13 protein-coding genes are annotated in these 17,932 nt (G+C 68.0%); 4 read left to right on the top strand and 9 right to left on the bottom strand.

The annotated features are described in order from the left end of the window. From QM841_RS02285 to QM841_RS02275, 3 genes are read right to left on the bottom strand one after another with little or no spacing between them, the layout of a single operon-like run. A complete protein-coding gene (locus QM841_RS02285; RefSeq protein ID WP_280778577.1) occupies positions 1 to 984 on the bottom strand; it encodes an antibiotic biosynthesis monooxygenase in 984 nt (327 codons plus the stop codon). A 17-nt stretch (positions 985 to 1,001) separates the two neighbouring features. Continuing rightward, on the bottom strand, positions 1,002 to 3,719 hold the full coding sequence (locus QM841_RS02280) for a molybdopterin-dependent oxidoreductase (protein WP_280778578.1): 2,718 nt from the start codon (positions 3,717 to 3,719) through the stop codon (positions 1,002 to 1,004). Next, positions 3,716 to 4,543 (bottom strand): FAD binding domain-containing protein, encoded by an 828-nt coding sequence (locus QM841_RS02275; protein WP_283330760.1) that lies wholly within the window; start codon positions 4,541 to 4,543, stop codon positions 3,716 to 3,718. Before QM841_RS02275 ends, QM841_RS02280 begins: the two co-directional genes overlap by 4 nt. A 216-nt stretch (positions 4,544 to 4,759) precedes the next feature. On the opposite strand from QM841_RS02275, the gene QM841_RS02270 reads away from it, so the two are divergent. After that, on the top strand, positions 4,760 to 6,256 hold the full coding sequence (locus tag QM841_RS02270) for an acetyl-coenzyme A carboxylase carboxyl transferase subunits beta/alpha (RefSeq protein WP_280778580.1): 1,497 nt from the start codon (positions 4,760 to 4,762) through the stop codon (positions 6,254 to 6,256). On the opposite strand, the gene asnB is transcribed toward QM841_RS02270, so the two are convergent. The 3 genes from asnB to QM841_RS02255 form a co-directional block, all read right to left on the bottom strand. Then, positions 6,253 to 8,094, bottom strand: coding sequence for an asparagine synthase (glutamine-hydrolyzing) (gene asnB / locus QM841_RS02265; RefSeq protein ID WP_283330759.1), 1,842 nt, complete (start codon positions 8,092 to 8,094; stop codon positions 6,253 to 6,255). The two genes, QM841_RS02270 and asnB, sit on opposite strands and share 4 nt — an antisense overlap. 171 nt (positions 8,095 to 8,265) lie before the next feature. Then, a complete protein-coding gene (locus tag QM841_RS02260) occupies positions 8,266 to 9,735 on the bottom strand; it encodes an HNH endonuclease signature motif containing protein (RefSeq protein ID WP_502943207.1) in 1,470 nt (489 codons plus the stop codon). Positions 9,736 to 9,794: 59 nt separating this feature from the next. After that, positions 9,795 to 10,469, bottom strand: coding sequence for a GOLPH3/VPS74 family protein (locus QM841_RS02255; protein WP_283330757.1), 675 nt, complete (start codon positions 10,467 to 10,469; stop codon positions 9,795 to 9,797). Positions 10,470 to 10,615: 146 nt separating this feature from the next. On the opposite strand from QM841_RS02255, the gene QM841_RS02250 reads away from it, so the two are divergent. Then, on the top strand, positions 10,616 to 11,653 hold the full coding sequence (locus QM841_RS02250) for an alpha/beta hydrolase (protein WP_283330756.1): 1,038 nt from the start codon (positions 10,616 to 10,618) through the stop codon (positions 11,651 to 11,653). A 68-nt stretch (positions 11,654 to 11,721) separates the two neighbouring features. Beyond that, positions 11,722 to 13,656, top strand: coding sequence for a propionyl-CoA synthetase (locus QM841_RS02245; RefSeq protein WP_283330755.1), 1,935 nt, complete (start codon positions 11,722 to 11,724; stop codon positions 13,654 to 13,656). 4 nt (positions 13,657 to 13,660) lie between these two features. On the opposite strand, the gene QM841_RS02240 is transcribed toward QM841_RS02245, so the two are convergent. Further along, positions 13,661 to 14,236: a TetR/AcrR family transcriptional regulator gene (locus QM841_RS02240; RefSeq protein ID WP_280778586.1), complete on the bottom strand. Its 576-nt coding sequence runs from the start codon at positions 14,234 to 14,236 to the stop codon at positions 13,661 to 13,663. 96 nt (positions 14,237 to 14,332) lie between these two features. On the opposite strand from QM841_RS02240, the gene QM841_RS02235 reads away from it, so the two are divergent. Next, positions 14,333 to 15,556: an MFS transporter gene (locus QM841_RS02235; RefSeq protein WP_283330754.1), complete on the top strand. Its 1,224-nt coding sequence runs from the start codon at positions 14,333 to 14,335 to the stop codon at positions 15,554 to 15,556. 21 nt (positions 15,557 to 15,577) lie between these two features. Here QM841_RS02235 and QM841_RS02230 read toward each other — a convergent pair whose 3' ends face one another. Both QM841_RS02230 and QM841_RS02225 read right to left on the bottom strand, forming a co-directional pair. Next, a complete protein-coding gene (locus QM841_RS02230; protein WP_283330753.1) occupies positions 15,578 to 16,918 on the bottom strand; it encodes a cryptochrome/photolyase family protein in 1,341 nt (446 codons plus the stop codon). 29 nt (positions 16,919 to 16,947) lie between these two features. After that, the gene (locus tag QM841_RS02225; protein ID WP_283330752.1) at positions 16,948 to 17,865 is read right to left on the bottom strand and encodes a mechanosensitive ion channel family protein; all 918 of its coding nucleotides are present in this window, start codon (positions 17,863 to 17,865) and stop codon (positions 16,948 to 16,950) included. Between the last annotated feature and the right edge of the window lie 67 nt (positions 17,866 to 17,932).

Genomic DNA, 17,932 nt, shown 5'->3' with positions numbered 1-17,932 from the left:
TCAGGGCAGGGTCCAGAATTGGCGGGTCATCAGGTAGAAGACGATGACCCAGAACACCATAACCCCGGCGACGATCGCGAGCCCTCGACGGTTCGTTGTCGCTTCCGGAACGTCCGGGGGTGGCCGCAGCCAGCGCCCCAGCACCCGGTTCACGTAGTACGGCATCGTCACGAAGCTCATGATGAAGCTGGACAGCAGGTTTCCGACGAGCAGACCGAGCCACAGCGGCATCTTCAGCGGCGACAACGCGAGGGTGAGAATCACGACGGTGGGATAGAGACCGACCCACACCGCGATCGACGTCTTGGTTTCGGACGGCGGCGGCGCCTCGTTGCCGTTTTCGTCGAACGCGAACCAGCTCCCGAAGGAGTTGTCGATGGTGCGCAATTCGAAGTCGTGGAACTTCTCCCCCTCGGCGAGAAGTTCCTGACGCTTCGCCGAGGTGAGCCACCTGTCGAGGTCGGCGGCGTTGTCGTAGCGGTACAGCGCTGTCCACTCGTCCTGGATTCCCTCGATGGGCCGGAAGAGTTCGCTGCCGCGGAAGCCGTCGAACTTGCTCTCTTCCAATCGCAGTCGATCCTGCCACGCGAGGAAATCGTCGACGTGCTCCGGGCCGACACGGTGCGTCACGACGACCGTCACGAGCGGATCCGACTCGCGTGCGCCCCCGCTGATGACCTGCTGGGTGGCGGGGCCGTCGAAGTACTGCTGCCCCTCGTCCAGCCGCTGCTGCCGGGTGGCGCTGTTGATCCAGGCCTGCACGTGGGCGACGGAGTCGAAGCGGTAGACCACGACCCAGTCGGGTTGCACGGCGGTGGGCGCGGAGATCTCGGCGCCCAGGAACCCGGGGTAGTGGGACGCGGCGGTGTTCATGTCCTGCTGCCAGGCCTCGAACGCCTCCTCGGCTCCGGCGCGCACCTTCTGGCCGATGATGACCGTCGCGGCGTTGCCGGTGGATTTCTCGGTGGGCTTCTCGGTGTCCATCGCCCTCTCCTCACGGCTCAGGTCGTCGGAACCGATCGGTTCTCGCCGATTCGGTGGTAGATCCGCTCGGGGGTGAGCGGCAACTCGCGAAAACGCACGCCCGTCGCGTTTTCCAGGGCGTTGGCCAGCGCGGGCGCCACCGGGTTGATGCAGCACTCCGCCATTCCCTTCGCACGCATCGGTCCGACGGAATCCATCGAATCGACCAGCAGCACTTCGGTGCGGGGAATGTCGGCGTAGGTGGGGATGCGGTAGTTGCGCAGGCTGGGGTTGATCATCACGCCGTTGTCGTCGACGTGGAAGTTCTCGGTCAGCGCGAAGCCGATGCCCTGGGCGACGCCGCCCTCGATCTGGCCGCGGACCTGCACCGGGTTGATGATTACCCCGGCGTCCGTGGCGTGGACGCTGTAGAGGATGCGGATCTCGCCCGTCACGCGGTGGACGGCGATGCGGAAACCGTGGGTGTTGGAGACGACGCTGCGCGGCGACCCGTACGCCTTGCGCGCCTCGGTGAACCGGATGCCGCGCCGGCGGGCGGCGTCGAGGAGTTCGGTCAGCGGCACGCGCGTGCCGTCGCAGAGCACCCCGTCGTCGTCCATCGAGCAGGACGCGACGTCGACCCCGGTGTGCGCGGCGGCGAAGGCCAGGATGCGGTCGCGCAGGGCCTCCGACGCCCGCGACACGGCGTTGCCCGCAACGAAGAGGCCGGCGCTGGCGAACGCCCCCGTGTCGAAGCCCGTACGGTCGGTGTCGGACTGCACGAGACGCACCCGCGACGGGGTGGTGCCGAGGTGGGTGGCCGCGATCTGCACGTGTGCAGTCGACGTCCCCTCACCGAATTCGACGGTGCCGACGGCGAGTTCGTACACGCCGTCGTCGCCGAGCGTCGCCCACGCCTCGGAGATATGTTCGGTCGGGGGCGCCGTCTCGTGCAGCGAGCTCGCGGTGCCCTCGCCGACGAGCCAGTCGTCGCCCAGCACCTGCCCGTTCGCGGTCCGCCTCAGTGCGGCGTCGACGAGGTCGATGCACTGCCCGAGCCCGTCCTCCGCGAACACGACGTCGTCGGGACCGTCGTCGATCGCGACAAGTGAGTCACCGGGGCGGACGATGTTGCGGCGCCGCAACTCGAGCGGGTCGATGTCGAGCGCGACTGCCAGCTCGTGCATGGCGGACTCCACCGCGAAGGCGGGCTGGGTCATGCCGTACCCGCGCAGCGCTCCGCTGGGCACGCTGTTCGTGTAGACGGAATACCCATCGAACTTCTTGTTGAGACACCGGTACGCCGAGATGGCGGCACCGGCGGCGAACAACGTCTCGCCGCCGTGGTTGCCGTACGCGCCCGTGTTCGACACGTTGCGCACCTGGAATGCCGTGAGTGTGCCGTCGGCCCGGGCGCCGAGCGTGATCGTCAGCTTCATCGGGTGCCGCGGCGACGCCGTCGTGAACTCTTCCTCCCGAGTGAACTCGAAGCAGACGGGCCTGCCCGTGTCGAGGGTGGCGAGCGCGACCAGATCCTCCGAGATCACCTCCTGTTTGCCGCCGAAACCACCCCCGACGCGCATACAGAACACGCGCAACTGGTCGGGGCGCAGGTCGAACAGGTGAGCCAGCTTGACCTTCGCGATCGACGGCGACTGCGAACTCGTGCGCACGTGCAGGCGGCCGTCCTCCATCCAGGCGATCGACCCGTGCGTCTCGAGATGAGCGTGCTGCACGCGCGGGGTGAAGTAGGTGCCCTCGTGGATCACGTCGGCCTCGGCGAACCCCGCCTCGATGTCACCCACCTCCCCGTGGAGCTCGAGCAGGATGTTGTGCACGGGATCCCGCACGAACGGGTCGTCCGAACCGTGCAACTGCGGTGCACCGTCGGCCATCGCCTCCTCCGGGTCGAACACCGCGGGCAGCACGTCGTATTCGACCACCACCCTGCGACACCCCTCCTCCGCGGCGCCGACCGTGTCGGCCAGCACCGCGACCACCCGCTGACCGACGAAGCGGACCGTGTCGTCGAGGATGTACGTGTCGTCGGGGTCGACGAGATGATCGGTGTGGATGGCGGTCGTGAACCGCTTCCGGGGCACGTCCTCCCACGTGTACACGCGGTGCACGCCGGGGACGGCGAGCGCCGCCGTCGTGTCGATCGACACGATGCGGGCGTGCGCATGCGGAGAATGCAGCACCTCGAGGTGCAGCATGCCCTCGATCTCGGTGTCCATTGTGAACTCGGCGCGGCCGGTCACCACATCGGTGGCCGCGGGTGCCCCGACGCTGGTGCCGACCGCGCGCCCCGGCTCGGCGACCTCCACCGCGGCGACACCGTTCACGGCATCTTCGATGGCCCGATAGCCGGTGCAGCGGCAGAGATTGCCCTTCAGCGCGCGTGGCAGGTCTTCCTTCTGGGCGTCGGTGAACGTCGCCGACGTCATGATCATGCCCGCGGTGCAAAATCCGCACTGGAACCCGGGGGCGTCACGGAACTGCCGCTGCAGCGGATGCAGGTCGTCCGGCGAACCGAGGCCCTCGATGGTGGTCACCTCCCGCCCCTCCGCGCGGAACGCGGGCGTGATGCAACTGTGCACGGGATCGCCGTCGAGCCACACCGTGCAGGCTCCGCAATCGCCTGCGTCGCAACCCTTCTTGACGCCGTGATGACCGAGCGACCGCACGAACGTGCGCAGACACTGCCCGGGATTCGGTTCCTCGTCGAACGCCCTGCCGTTCACGGTGTACGTCATTGCCGGTCTCCTGCGGTGAACTCGGTCCGGATCTCCTCGGCGAAGTGCTTCGTCAGGTGGCGACGGTGGTCGGGGGTGCCGTTGGGATCGTCGAACCACACGTCGTCGGGTATCGCGTCGATGCTCTGCTGGAGCGAGCCGGCGTCGGGTACGGCGTCGAAGGCCAGCCGGATCGGACGGGTGGTGCCCGCCGTGATCGTGAGCAGCAGGTCGTCGCCGCCGGGCGCCTGGGTGCCGATCATGAACACCGTCGAACGGCCGAGGCGCGTGAGGGTGAAGCGCCGATGCGTGTGACGCTTGCGGAGGGCACCGATCGGGATGTCGATGCGGCGCAGGATCTCACCCGGTGTGAGCACGTTCTCGCGGTTGCCCGTGACGAAGTCGGCGGCGTCGACGGTGCGCTCGGACCCGTCGGCGGCCCACAGTGTGTACGTCGCCTCGAGCGCGACCGCCATCGTGATCATCGGGCCCGCGGGAAGCGACATGCAGATGTTGCCGCCCACCGTCGCCGAATTCCAGACCTTGAACGACGCCAGGAAGGCCTCGCAACTCGTTCCGAACAGCGAGGCGGCTCTCCAGTCGTCCGGCGGCGCAAGCGCATACAGCTCACGGATCGTGCACGTCGCGCCGATCTCGAGGCCCGCGTCGCTCGGCAGCAGGGTCTCCCAGCCGAGCGTCGTGAGATCGACGAGACGGCGCAGGTCGGGCTGCGGCTCGGAGAACAGCCACGTTCCCCCGGCCAGCCACGCGTCGCCTTCCCGCCACGCCGCACCCGGGTGGTCGGCTGGACGCCGAACGACATCGGTGATGGTGTTGAGGTCCATATGACTGCTCCACTCGGGAAATGTGTCGTCGTTCTCGTACCCGACCTGCGTCAACCCATCTGACTTTAGACACCGCGACAGCGGTCTCGGTGTTAATTGCCGGGTTCCACCCGGGCGCTGTTTGCGGTGTTCCGGCTGTGTGGGCGGCCGGGTAGGCGACCGTCACCCGCCGTAGCAGACATCTGCCGCCCCGGACCGACCGCTACTCTCAGGGCCATGGCCGCCAAGATTTCCGCCCACGACGTGCTCGAGTTGGTACTGGACGCAGGCAGCTTCGTCTCCTGGGACACCACACCCGTCGATGCGCGGCCGAACGAGAAGTACCGCGCCGACCTGCAGAAGGCCGCCGAGAAGTCGGGTGTCGACGAATCGGTGATCACCGGCGTCGGCACCGTTCGCGGGCGCCCGGTCGCGGTGATCGCGTGCGAGTTCGCGTTCCTGGCCGGTTCGATCGGCGTAGCCGCCGCCGAGCGGATCGTCTCCGCCATCGAACGCGCCACCCGTGAGGGTCTCCCCCTGCTCGCCTCGCCCACATCGGGCGGCACGCGCATGCAGGAGGGCACCGTCGCCTTCGTGCAGATGGTGAAGATCGCGGCGGCCGTCGCCACTCACAAGGCCGCCCATCTCCCCTACCTGGTGTACCTGCGGAACCCGACCACCGGCGGCGTGTTCGCGTCCTGGGGTTCCCTCGGGCACATCACGGTGGCCGAACCCGGTGCACTCGTGGGGTTCCTCGGACCCCGCGTCTACGAGGCCCTTTACGGCGAGAAGTTCCCCGAGGGCGTGCAGACGTCCGAGAACCTGTACCGCAACGGCGTCATCGACGGCGTCGTCCCCGCCACGCGCCTGCGCCGGCTCGTCCACCGGGCGTTGCGGGTGCTGATCGATCCGCCGACGTCGACCGCCACCGTCACCGAACCGGCGCCGGACGTCGACATTCCCGACGTGCCCGCGTGGCAGTCGGTGATGCTGTCGCGGCGCGCCGACCGGCCCGGCATCCGACACCTGCTACGGCACGCGGCCACCGAGCAGGTGCCCCTCAGCGGCACCGGTCAGGGCGAAACCGAGGGGACGGTGCTGCTGTCGCTGGCTCGTTTCCGGGGCGCACCGTGCGTGTTGCTGGGCCAGGACCGCGCCGGGCAGTCCGCCCTGAACACGATGGGGCCCGCCGCCCTCCGCGAGGCCCGCCGCGGCATGCGGTTGGCCGAGGAGCTGCAGATCCCCCTGGTCCTGGTGATCGACACCCTCGGTGCAGCGCTGTCTCAGGAAGCGGAGGAACGCGGCCTGGCCCCTGAGATCGCCCGCTGCATCTCCGACCTCGTGACGTTGAAGACGCCGACCGTGTCCGTCCTGCTCGGTCAGGGCACGGGCGGCGGGGCGCTCGCCTTCCTCCCTGCCGACCGGGTGCTCGCCGCGCAGAACGGGTGGCTGGCCCCGCTTCCTCCCGAAGGCGCCAGCGCGATCGTCCACCGCGATACCTCGCACGCCCCCGAGATGGCGGCCGCGCAGGGCATCCGTTCGCTCGACCTGCTGCGCGACGGCGTCATCGACGCCATCATCCCCGAGCATCCGGACGCCGCCGACGAGGCCGTCGATTTCTCCAAGCGGGTCGGCGAGGCCATCTCCCGGGAACTCCGTGCCCTGACCGGGGTTCCCGAGAGCGAACGCTTCGCGGCCCGGCTCGCCCGCTACCGGAACCTCGGCCTGGACTAAGACAGTTTGATCGTCGGGTTGTACATGTCCATCCACAGCGCGAGGTCGAGCGTGCGCTCGAGTCCGCGACGCGACACCTGATTGATCTGCGGGGTGTCGACGGAGACCGCCCGGGACAGCCAGTCCGCACTGACCAGGCCGAACACCGGGTTCGAGGGATCGCTGAGCAGGTCCTTGCCGTGCTGCTGCAACGCCACCGCATACTTCGGGTCCTGGGTGGACGGGTACGGCGACTTCACCCGGTCGATCACCGACTGCGGCAGCACATCCCTGGTCGCCGCCCGCAGCAACGATTTCTCCTTGCCGTCGAACGTCTTCAGCGACCACGGCGTGTTGTAGACATACTCGACCAGCCGGTGATCGCAGAACGGTACCCGGACCTCGAGTCCGACGGCCATGCTCGCGCGGTCCTTGCGGTCGAGCAGGACGCGGACGAATCGCGTCAGATGGAGGTGACAGATCTTGCGCATGCGCCATTCGAAGTCGGATTCGCCGTCCAGCCGGTCGATCCCGGACACGGCTGCGTCGTACGAGTCCTGCACGTAGTCGTCCATGTTCAGCCCCGCCGTGACCTCCGGGGTGAAGATGTTGCTCTCGTCGCCGAAGTGCTCGGCGAACTGCACTAGCCACGGGAAGGTGTTCGCTTGCTGCGCCTTCGGGTCGAAGAACTGCTTGTATCCGCCGAACACCTCGTCGGCCGACTCACCCGACAGCGCCACCGTGGAGTGCTGACGGATCGCCTTGAACAGCAGATACAGCGACGCGTCCATGTCGCCGAGGCCCATGGGGATGTCGCGTGCCCGGATGACCTTCGCGCGCACGGCGGGGTCCGCGAGTGCGTCGGAGTCGAGGACGATGTCCTGGTGCGCGGTCCGGGACCGCCGGGCCACGTCGTGCACGTACGGAGTGTCCGGGGTGCCCCGCAGTTCGTCGGCGACGAAATGTTCGGTCTGACCGACGAAGTCGACGGCGAACGTGCGGACCGTCTCACCGACCTCGGCGAGCTGCTCGGCGGCGATGCCGGTCATCGCGGACGAGTCGAGACCACCGGACAGCAGGGTGCAGCGCGGCACGTCGGCGACCAGTTGCCTGCGCACGATGTCGTCGAGGAGTTCACGGACGTGCGCGACGGAGGTGTCCCGGTCGTCGGTGTGCGGACGGGTCTGCAGGGTCCAGTACCTGTGCGCCCGCAGTCCGGTGCGCGAGACGGTGACCACCGTGCCCGGTTCCACCTCACGCATGCCGTCCCACACGGCGTGTCCCGGTGTCTTCACGAACGCGAACAGTTCCCGGATCCCGTCCATCGTGACGGTCGACTCGGCGATCGGATTGGCAAGGATCGCTTTGGGTTCCGAACCGAACAGGACACCGTCTCGGGTCTCGTAGTAGTAGAACGGCTTGATGCCCATCCGGTCGCGGATCATCAGGAGGGTGTCGGTCCGCGAATCCCAGATGGCGAAGGCATACATGCCGTTGAGCCGCTCCGCGACGGCCTCTCCCCACTCCAGGTATCCGTGGAGCACCACCTCGGTGTCGGAGTCGGTGGCGAATCGGTGACCGCGCCCGTACAGCTCCTCGCGCAGTTCACCGAAGTTGTACACCTCACCGGAGTAGACCATCGCAACGGTCCCGCCGGGGGTGTCCACGCTCATCGGCTGATGCCCACCCGGCAGATCGATGATCGCGAGCCTTCGATGCCCGAGCGCGGCGTGTTCGACGACCCAGGTGCCGCGATCGTCCGGCCCCCGGCAGTTCATCGTCTCGGCCATGACATCCACGGTGGACTGTTCGACGCGTAGATCGCGTTCGAACGAGATCCATCCGGCGATTCCGCACATGTGTTCCTCCGACTGTCGCTGGCGCCTTCCTTCAGCGCGTGGTCAGTTGCGAGGTGGCGAACCGAGTCGGAACCGTAGCAATCACATTGACAGTTCTTTACTCTTGCTAACCACCTACATTCCACGGTAACCCTTTTCGGCGCGCAGGCGGTGGGCCCGGAGCACCGCCGGTCAGAACGGCGCGGGTTCGTCGGTCGCGTAGGCCCCGGATGCGCGTGCACCGGGCGACCGGTGCCGGACCGCATCCAGGTGCGCCTGCCGTCGGCGGCGCTCCGCCCGAATCCGGGCAGCGGTGTTCTGCGCACGGGTGCGGCGGCGGGCCGCGGTCTTGGCATGGCCACTCGCGGCCGCGGCCGGGTCACTTCCGGCACCCAGGAGACCCGACGGCCGCGGTCGGTATCGGTGACCGGTGGGCGCGACCAACTCGATTCCACCGCCAGCGGTCACCCTCCAGTGACCGGAATGTTTGAGCCGGTGGTGATTTCGACAGTAAGCAGTCATGTTCCCGGCCACTGTCGGACCTCCGGCCGCGGGATCGGAATGGTCGAACGGCCGATGATGATCGAGGTCCGTGTTCCAGGCCGCTACATCGCAGTGCAACCATTCGCACCCGCCGGCCAGCACCCGCATCCAGGTGTCGAGCACGGTGCCGGGACGGTACATGGTCGGGACGACAGAGCTCGGTGCCCGCACCGGTTCGACTTCCGCGACGGCCGCGATCTCGCGTGCGTGCGCCGCGTCGACGATTCCGTAGCCGTCGAGGTAGGCCGGTTCGTCGTCGCCCGCAAGTGTGGAGTCGAGCATGATCAGGTGCACGAGGGGCTTGCGCGCGGTCGTCGCGATGCGGGAGTCCTGGCCGCAATCGACCCGCCCGCATTCACAGTGCACGAACCCGACCCCGTCGATGAGCGCGGACACTCCGTCGGCCCGCCTCTGTTCGTACGTTCGAAGGTCGTTCGGGCACACAGTGTTTGCCAGTTCACGCAATCTCGCGTCGAATGCGCGACCCTGCGCCGCAGGGATGGATCCGAGGATTCGGCACATGCCGTCCTCGGCCGCGCCGACTCCGACGAACCGGTCTGCCTGCGCCTTCTCCCGCTTGGCCCGCACCCCTGCCGGGTCGAGCCTTGCGATGATGCGGTTGGCGGCATTCGTCAGCCTGCGGCCGGTCAACCCGGTTCCACCGGAGCGCGGTGGGACCAGAACCTGTTCGAGGAGTTGATGTTCGACCTCGCCGATCTGGTCATCGCTGACGTTTGCCGTCGCGTCCTCGATCAGGCGCACCCGGTACATGTCGAGATCACCGCGTGCCATGGCCTCGCGTGTGGCGTGCAACCGGGTGCGTAGCGACATACCCAGACCGATCAGCCGACCCGCCGCCGCACGGCCCATGGTGAGCGCGGCACCGATCTCGGCCTCGACGACTTCGTGCGCGGTCGACGTCCACGCCCCGTCGGACTCGACCTCGGCAGTGCGGCGCACGAAAAGCTCGGCGATGACCGCCAGCTTCCGTTCGGCCACCACCGATTCACTGCGATGCAGGTCGGTCATCAACTCGACCAGACCCACATCGGATTCCCCGTCGACGAGACAGCAGACTGTCTCGCGAACCCCCCGATCGAATACCCCCGTATCGAACATGTGTTCTACCCTAGCGAAATCCCTTGCGCTCCACAAGACCCCGAAGAAGAGCCCACCGCCTAGCCACTCCCCGCCACGATGACAGGCACGGTGGCGGCGACGATGATTGCGGCGTTGACGGCCTCGACCGACTTGCGCACGGCAGTGCCTGCCCAGTCCCCTTCGGCGATCTCCTTCGCCCGTTTCTTCACGGCGCGACGATCGGCGTCCGGGAACAGCTTCGGGGCCGCGTCGACGGCGGACAGCAGCGAGACGAGCGCGGCGGTGCGTGGAGTGGGGGCGACCCCGTCGAGGAGTGCGGCGCTCAGTTCGGACCGCAGCGCGCGTTCGTGGCTGCCGTCGACCTCCGGCCACCGGGTGGTGGGGAAGATGCCCAGCACCTTGCCCTTCTCCTCGCGGACCCCTCCCGCGTCGACGATGCGCTTCACGAGTTCGTCGCGCAGGTTCTTGGCGAGCTTCTCGATGGCTGCTTCCGGTTTCATCGGCTTGGACGTACCGATGAGGTCGACGGCCCGCGCGAGCAGCGGATCCTGCGGCCACGCTCCGTCCCGGACGACGAGACGCCCCTTCTTCACGTCCTCGCCGGGTTCGGCCGGGGTGACGACGTCGCCCAGAGCCAGTTCCAGAAGAACGGCGCCGGCGAGGACGCGCGGCATCCGGGTCCCGTCGACGACGGGCTTTCCCGACGTGTCGTCGAGCAGCAGCAACAGCAGGTCTTCGGCGAGCAGCGTCATGCTTCCACGATAGGGCCGACGTCGCGACGAAGTCCGGTGTCCGTTCAGCCGCCCCGGGGAATGTTTGCCGGTTACCGTGAAGGGGCAATGTTCTGAGTATTCACCGGACGGTTGTCGGGCACCGCAGAAAAGCACGAGGAGCGGCTATGAGCGCGATCGGACACTGTCGGGCACTCCTGGCGGTTGCCGTCGTTGCGTCGTCGGCCATGTTCGGTCAGGTGGCAGCGGCGTCGGCGGACGAGTGGCGGGCCCTTCCCGCCGACAAGCCGGCGTCGGCAGACGGATCCGTCCTCGACCACATCGAGGAGATCGACGACCGTCAACTGAACATGTACGTCTACTCGGCGGCGATGGAGAAAGTGATTCTCCTCGAGGTGATCCGCCCCGCCGACACGAGCGTGCCCCGGCCGACCCTGTATCTGCTCAACGGCGCCGGCGGCGGCGAGGATTCGGCAACCTGGCAGGCGAGGACCGACGTGGTCGACTTCTTCGCCGACAAGAACGTCAACGTCGTCACTCCCGTCGGCGGGGCGTACAGCTACTACACCGACTGGGAGAAGCCCGATCCCGTCCTCGGCGTGAACAAGTGGACCACCTTCCTCACCGAGGAACTTCCCCCGATCGTCGACGCCACACTCGGAACGAACGGTGAGAATGCCATCGCGGGTCTGTCGATGTCGGGCACATCCGTCCTGAGCCTGGCCGAGGCGGCCCCGTCGCTGTATCGCGCCGTCGGCGCGTTCAGCGGGTGCGCCGAGACGAGCACCAAACCGGGCCGGGACTACGTCACCTTCGTCGTCAGCTTCCGAGGCGGCGACGTCGAGAACATGTGGGGACCGCCCGACGACCCCGCTTGGGTGGCCAACGACCCCGTCGTCAACGCCGAGAAGCTGCGTGGCATCGACCTGTACATCAGCAACGCCACCGGGCTGCCCGGCGTCCACGAGAACCTCAACGGCCCGGACATCAACGGAGATGTGGGCACGCTGGCAAACCAGGTGATCATCGGCGGCATCATCGAGGCCGGAACCAACGAGTGCACCCATCGGCTGGCCGACAGACTGAACGCGCTGGGAATCCCGGCCACGTACGACTTCCGGCCCACCGGCACCCACTCGTGGGGTTACTGGCAGGACGACCTGCACAACTCCTGGCCGATGATCGCCGGTTCCCTCGGCCTCTGACCGCATCATCGCGCGCCGACGTCGCATAGGGTGTTGCGGGTCACACGACGACGAGAGGATGTGCATCGATGAGCTCCCCGGGGACTCCGCCTTCGAGCGACAACCATGGCCAGAACTACGCCGAGGTGTACCGCCGGAGCACCGACAGTCCCGAGGACTTCTGGCTCGCCGCCGCCGAGGCCGTCGAGTGGGTGACGCCGCCGACGCAGGCGCTCGACGACTCCGCCGCCCCGATGTACCGGTGGTTTCCGGACGCGACGCTGAACACCTGCTTCAACGCCCTCGACCGGCACGTGCGGGACGGCAACGGGGACCGGGCGGCGTTGATCTACGACTCGGCGATGGCCCCCGCTGCGTCTCGCACCTACACCTACGCAGAACTTCTCGACGAGGTGTCCCGGTTCGCCGGCGTCCTGAAGGACCAGGGTGTGGTGGCCGGTGACCGGGTGATCGTTTACATGCCGATGATCCCCGAGGCGGCGATCGCGATGCTGGCCTGCGCCCGCATCGGCGCCGTGCACTCGGTGGTGTTCGGTGGTTTCGCTGCGAAGGAACTCGCGACCCGCATCGACGACGCCGGGCCGGTGGTGCTGGTGACGGCGTCGGGCGGCCTCGAGCCGGGGCGCACCGTCGACTACCTGCCGATGGTGGCGAAGGCGCTGGAGTTGTCCGGAACCCCTCCGCACACGGTGATCGTCAAGGACCGGGAGCAGGTCCCCGGTTCGGCCGCCGACTACCGGGGTGACGGGGCTGCGTGGTTCGACTGGGACGCGCTGATGGCGGATGCGGCACCCGTGGAACCGGTTCCGGTGACCGCGACGGACCCGCTGTACATCCTCTACACGTCCGGCACCACCGGGAAGCCGAAGGGCGTGATCCGCGACAACGGCGGGCACGCCGTCGCGCTCACGTGGTCGATGCGCAACATCTACGATATCGGCGCGGGCGACGTGTGGTGGACCGCGTCCGACGTGGGCTGGGTGGTCGGGCACTCGTACATCGTCTACGGGCCGCTGCTGGCCGGTGCCACGTCCGTGCTCTACGAGGGCAAGCCGGTCGGGACCCCGGATGCGGGCGCGTTCTGGCGGGTGATCTCCGATCACGGTGTGTCGGCGCTGTTCACCGCCCCGACCGCGATCCGCGCCGTCCGCAAGGCCGATCCCGACGCGAAGGAGATCGAGAAGTACGACATCTCCTCCCTGAAGACGCTGTTCGCGGCGGGCGAGCGCCTCGACCCCGACACGTACGCGTGGGCCACCCGCGTCCTCGGCCGTCCCGTCGTCGACCACTGGTGGCAGACCGAGACCGGCTGGGCGATCTGCGCCAACCTGCGCGGGCTCGAACCGATGCCGCTGAAGGCCGGCTCCCCCACCGTCCCGGTACCCGGGTACCGGGTCCAGGTGGTCGACGCCGAAGGGAACACGGTTCCCGCCGGGGCCGAGGGCAACATCGTGATCGGACTGCCGCTGCCCCCGGGCACTCTAGCCGGGTTGTGGCGCGACCCGGAGCGGTACGTGCGGTCGTATCTCGCCACGTTCGAGGGCTACTACCTGACCGGCGACTCCGGTTACATCGACGAGGACGGGTACGTGTTCGTCCTCGGCCGCAGCGACGACGTCATCAACGTTGCCGGACATCGGCTTTCGACGGGCAGCATGGAGGCGGTGGTCGCGGGACACCCCGCGGTCGCCGAGTGCGCGGTGGTCGGGATCCGCGACGAACTCAAGGGCCAGCGGCCCAGCGGTTACGTGGTACTCAAGGCCGGGGTCGAGATCGACCCGGAGACACTCCGCAACGAACTGGTCGCGATGGTGCGCGAGCAGATCGGCGCCGTCGCCACGTTCCGCGACGTGACGGTCGTGCAGGCGCTGCCCAAGACCCGCTCGGGCAAGATCCTGCGCAAGACGATGCGGCAGATCGCCGACCACGAGGAGTACACGGTGCCCTCCACCATCGAGGACGTCGCCGTGCTCGACGCGCTGAAGAAGCAGCTGGGCGGCTGACCTCTCAGACCCGGACGGCCGCGTCGAGTGCGTGATCCACCAGTTCCTCGACGCGGTCCGGTTCGAGGGGGTCGAGGTCGAACAGGATGCGGTAGATGATCGGCGCCACGACGTGGTCGATCACGTGCTCGACCACGCCCTGCACGGGTTCGCCGCGTCCGAGGATCGTCTCGATCTGGGTGCGGCAGAACGTCGCGCACTTGAACTGATTGGTGCCGTCCTCGGACCTGAGGGTGTCGGCGCTCATCACGACGTCGCGCAGTGCCGCCCGCCCCACCGGCGAGGACATCTCCTCGAGGTAGTCCTGCGCCCAGGCGACGAGGTCGCCTCGCACACTGCCGGTTTCACGTGGGGGCGCGTCGGGATGCAGACGTTCGAGCGCGACGTCCGCGAACAATTCGGTGATGTCGCCCCAGCGCCGGTAGATGGTCGACGGGGTGACCCCGGCGTCGGCGGCGATCATCGGGACGGTGATGTCCGCACGGTCGCGCTCGTCGAGAAGTTTGCGCGTGGACGCGTGCACCGCCTGCTGGATGCGGGCGCTGCGACCACCGGGGCGTGGACCTGGAGCCGGACTCATGCCCCCATGCTAACGCAAAGACGTTGCATTAAGAATGGTGGCGGCGTAGCGTCCATTAACGCAAACCTTTTGCATTAATGTTTCCGGGAGTACGCCATGACGACGCTTGCCGCGCCCGAAGCACCACCGACGTCTCGACCCGCACTGCGCCGAGGAGCCGCCTTCACGCTCGTCGCGGTCGTGATCGCCACCCTGCTCGGCGCGTCTGCCGCACCCACCCCGCTGTACGAGGTGTACCAGTCGAACTGGGGTTTCTCGTCGCTGCAGTCGACCCTGGTCTTCGGCATCTACGCCGTGAGTCTGCTGCTGGCGCTGCTCACCGTCGGGTCGCTCTCGGACTACGTCGGCCGTCGGCCCGTGCTGATCACGGCACTCGTGGTCGAAGCCGCCTCGATGATCATGTTCGCGACGGCCGAAGGCATCGGCCTCCTGCTGTTCGCCCGGGTCGTGCAGGGTTTCGCCACCGGCGCCGCGATCAGCGCACTCGGTTCCACACTCCTCGACCTCGAACGCACGCCCGGACGCGGCGCCACCGTCAACAGCATCGCGCCCACCGTCGGCCTCGCACTGGGCGCCATCGGATCGAGCCTGATCAGCGAGCACCTTGCCCGGCCCACCAGCACCGTGTTCCTGGTGTTCTTCGCGCTGTTCCTCCTCGAGATCCTCGGCATCTGGGCCGCACCCGAGACAGCGGTCCGGCAGAGGGGGGCTCTGGCATCGATGCGGCCGACACTCGCGGTCCCGTCCACCGCACTGGGCATGCTCGTCCTCACCGGACCCTGCCTGGTCGCCGTGTGGGCGCTGGGCGGCTTCTACCTGTCACTCGGACCTTCGCTCGCCCGCAACGCGCTCGACGTCCACACGTCGCTGATCGGCGCCGTCATGGTCGCGACACTCACCGGGACCGGCGCATTCGCGGTGTTCCTGCTGCGCAACGTGGCGGCACGCCGCATCCTGTACGTCGGAGCGTCCGCCCTCGTCGCCGGGGTCGCCGTCACCCTGATCGGCGCCGAAACGTCCTCGGCGCTGTGGATTCTCGCGGGAACGGCGGTGGCGGGCATCGGGTTCGGCGCCGGCTTCCAGGGCACCATCCGCACCGTCATGCCGCTCGCCGAACCGCACGAGCGCGCGGGCCTGCTGTCGAGCATCTACGTGATCGCCTACCTCGCCAACAGCGTTCCGGCACTGATCGCCGGATACCTCGTCGGAAAGGTCGGACTCGTCGACACCACCCGCATCTACGGCGGACTCGTCATCGTCCTCGCCGCGGCAGCGTTCCTCGGGCTCCTCATGCGCAAAGCGCCTGTGAGTACTTGTTAACCGCCCGCGGTTAACAAGTACTCACGGGGCCTTGATCTCGCCGTAGCGGGCGAGGGCCTCCTGCCGTTCATGGGCGTGGTCGACGATCGGCGGCGGATAATCCTCGGGGCGAACGTCTTTCAGAGCGTGAACGGCCTTGCCGGGGATGCCACGCAGTTCGGGCACCCACCGCCGCACGTACTCGCCGTCGGGGTCGAACTTCTCCCCCTGCGTCGTCGGGTTGAACACCCGGAAGTACGGCGACGCGTCCGTCCCCGATCCCGCGGTCCACTGCCAGCCGTGCTGATTGTTCGCCAGATCCCCGTCGACGAGCTGGTTCATGAAGTAGCGGGCACCCCGCCACCACGGCAGGTGCAGATCCTTGACGAAGAACGACGCGACGATCATCCGCACCCGATTGTGCATCCAGGCTTCGGCCTTCAGCTGACGCATCCCGGCGTCGACGATCGGGAACCCTGTGCGGCCCTCGCACCACGCCGTGTACGCCTCCTCGGCGTCGGGACCGCTGTCGTAGCGGATGTGGTCGAAGCGGCGATCGTAGTTTCCGCGGGCGCTGTCGGGACGCTGGAAGAGGATGTCGGCGTAGAAGTCCCGCCACGCGAGCTGCCGCCGGTACTGCTCGGCGCTCTTGCTACGGCGGCGCGCGAGATCGCGGAGCATCGTCCGCGGATGAATGTTGCCGTACTTCAGGTACACCGACATCCGGCTGGTCGCGTCGAGACCGGGACGATCCCGCGCATCCTCGTAACCGGCGAGGTCGTCCTCGCAGAACTCCGCCCACCGCTGCAGCGCCGCCGCCTCACCCGCGGGGCACCCGTCGGATTCCGGTTCGGGGATCGTCACCCGCCGCGCCTTCACGTCGTCCGGGTCGACCCACTCCACCGTCGCAGGCCCGGTGTCGATCGGCGCGCGCCACCCGTGTTCGAGCCACTGCCGGAAGTACGGGGTGAACACGCGGTACGGCTCCCCGTCCGTCTTCGCCACCCGGCCGGGCGCCACCGCGTACGGCGAACCGGTGGCCACCAGATCGACATGCTCGGCGACGGCGGCATCGCGCTCGCGACCGTAGGGCCCGTAGTCCGCGCTCACGTGCACTTCTTCGGCGGATACCTTCTTCGCGACCCTCGGAACCACGTCGACGGGATCGCCCTTCACCACCAGCAACCGGCCGTCGAGTTGGTCGTCCAGTGCGGCGAGACTGCGGAACAGGAAGTCCCGGCGAGCACCGCCCGATGTTTTCAGCAGCCGGTCGTCGAGGACGAACAGCCCGAGCGCCCGCGCCCCCGACTCGGCCACCGTGTGAAGCGTCGGCAGATCACCGAGCCGGAGGTCGCGCCGGAACCAGACGAGTGCGGTGTCCATGCCTGCCACGGTAACGAAGCGCAGGCCGATCAGTTGGTGGAGCGAGCAGACGACAGCACCGACAGGTACGGCGCGTCGATGTCGTAGTGGTCGAACGCCGACAGCGCCGCGCGGGCGAACGTCCGCTGCACCGCCCACTGCCTGCCGGGCTTGGTCCGCGCGGTGATCCGCAGTGTGACGGATTCCGCGGTCACCGAGTTGACGCCCAGCAGTTCCGGGGGTTCGAGTACGTCGGCCGCGATCGCGTCACCCTTCGCCGCCTCGGTGACGGCCTCCAGCGCCACCTCGCACGCCCGCTGCACGTTGGCGGCGTGCGCGATCGGCAGATCGACCACCGCGACCGCGTAACCCTGGCTCATGTTGCCGACGCGGACGATCTCACCGTTGCGGCAGTACCAGAGGGTGCCGTTGACGTCGCGGATCGTGGTGACCCGCAGACCCACCGTCTCGACCGTTCCCACGGCCTCGCCGAGGTCCACGACGTCCCCGACCCCGTACTGGTCCTCGAGCAGCATGAAGATGCCCGACAGGAAGTCCCGGACGAGGTTCTGCGCACCGAAACCGAGTGCGACACCGATCACACCGGCCGACGCGATGAACGGGGCCACGTTGACGCCGAGGACGGCGAGGACCTGGAGCACCACCCAGATGAGCACCACGATCGACACGGTCGATTTGAGGACGGACCCGATCGTCCGGGCACGTTGCGCGCGGCGCTCGTTGACCATTGCCTCCTTGACGCCGCGCGGGGCGCGTTCCCGCAGGGGTCGGAGCATGGCCGGTTTGTCGGAAGGCTCCCGGGGCCGCGTCATCCGGTCGATCATCCGGTGCAACGCGAAACGCAGCACGAGCGCCAGGACGACGTAGGTCGCGATCTCGGCCGGGCGGTGAATCAGCCAGTCACGGTTGGTTTCGGTCAGTTCGAATGCCTGCAGCGAAGAAAACATCTCCAACGAGTGTACGGACGAGACACGCTCCCACAACTGCCATCCGCACGCTCAGTGGTCGCGCTCA

This window comes from Rhodococcus sp. IEGM 1307 (assembly GCF_030056915.1).
GTDB classification, from domain to species: domain Bacteria; phylum Actinomycetota; class Actinomycetes; order Mycobacteriales; family Mycobacteriaceae; genus Rhodococcus_F; species Rhodococcus_F opacus_D.
Note: the sequence above shows the minus strand (reverse complement) of the source record. Positions and strands in the feature narration are given on the sequence as shown.

What these genes read in the sequence shown, in the direction of transcription:
- QM841_RS02255 (WP_283330757.1), bottom strand. Translation starts at nt 10,469, where the DNA reads ATGACGCTGCTCGCCGAAGACCTGCTGTTGCTGCTGCTCGACGACACG.
- QM841_RS02235 (WP_283330754.1), top strand. Translation starts at nt 14,333, where the DNA reads ATGACGACGCTTGCCGCGCCCGAAGCACCACCGACGTCTCGACCCGCA.
- QM841_RS02275 (WP_283330760.1), bottom strand. Translation starts at nt 4,543, where the DNA reads ATGGACCTCAACACCATCACCGATGTCGTTCGGCGTCCAGCCGACCAC.
- QM841_RS02240 (WP_280778586.1), bottom strand. Translation starts at nt 14,236, where the DNA reads ATGAGTCCGGCTCCAGGTCCACGCCCCGGTGGTCGCAGCGCCCGCATC.
- QM841_RS02285 (WP_280778577.1), bottom strand. Translation starts at nt 984, where the DNA reads ATGGACACCGAGAAGCCCACCGAGAAATCCACCGGCAACGCCGCGACG.
- QM841_RS02250 (WP_283330756.1), top strand. Translation starts at nt 10,616, where the DNA reads ATGAGCGCGATCGGACACTGTCGGGCACTCCTGGCGGTTGCCGTCGTT.
- QM841_RS02245 (WP_283330755.1), top strand. Translation starts at nt 11,722, where the DNA reads ATGAGCTCCCCGGGGACTCCGCCTTCGAGCGACAACCATGGCCAGAAC.
- QM841_RS02230 (WP_283330753.1), bottom strand. Translation starts at nt 16,918, where the DNA reads ATGGACACCGCACTCGTCTGGTTCCGGCGCGACCTCCGGCTCGGTGAT.
- QM841_RS02280 (WP_280778578.1), bottom strand. Translation starts at nt 3,719, where the DNA reads ATGACGTACACCGTGAACGGCAGGGCGTTCGACGAGGAACCGAATCCC.
- QM841_RS02260 (WP_502943207.1), bottom strand. Translation starts at nt 9,735, where the DNA reads ATGTTCGATACGGGGGTATTCGATCGGGGGGTTCGCGAGACAGTCTGC.
- asnB (WP_283330759.1), bottom strand. Translation starts at nt 8,094, where the DNA reads ATGTGCGGAATCGCCGGATGGATCTCGTTCGAACGCGATCTACGCGTC.
- QM841_RS02270 (WP_280778580.1), top strand. Translation starts at nt 4,760, where the DNA reads ATGGCCGCCAAGATTTCCGCCCACGACGTGCTCGAGTTGGTACTGGAC.
- QM841_RS02225 (WP_283330752.1), bottom strand. Translation starts at nt 17,865, where the DNA reads ATGTTTTCTTCGCTGCAGGCATTCGAACTGACCGAAACCAACCGTGAC.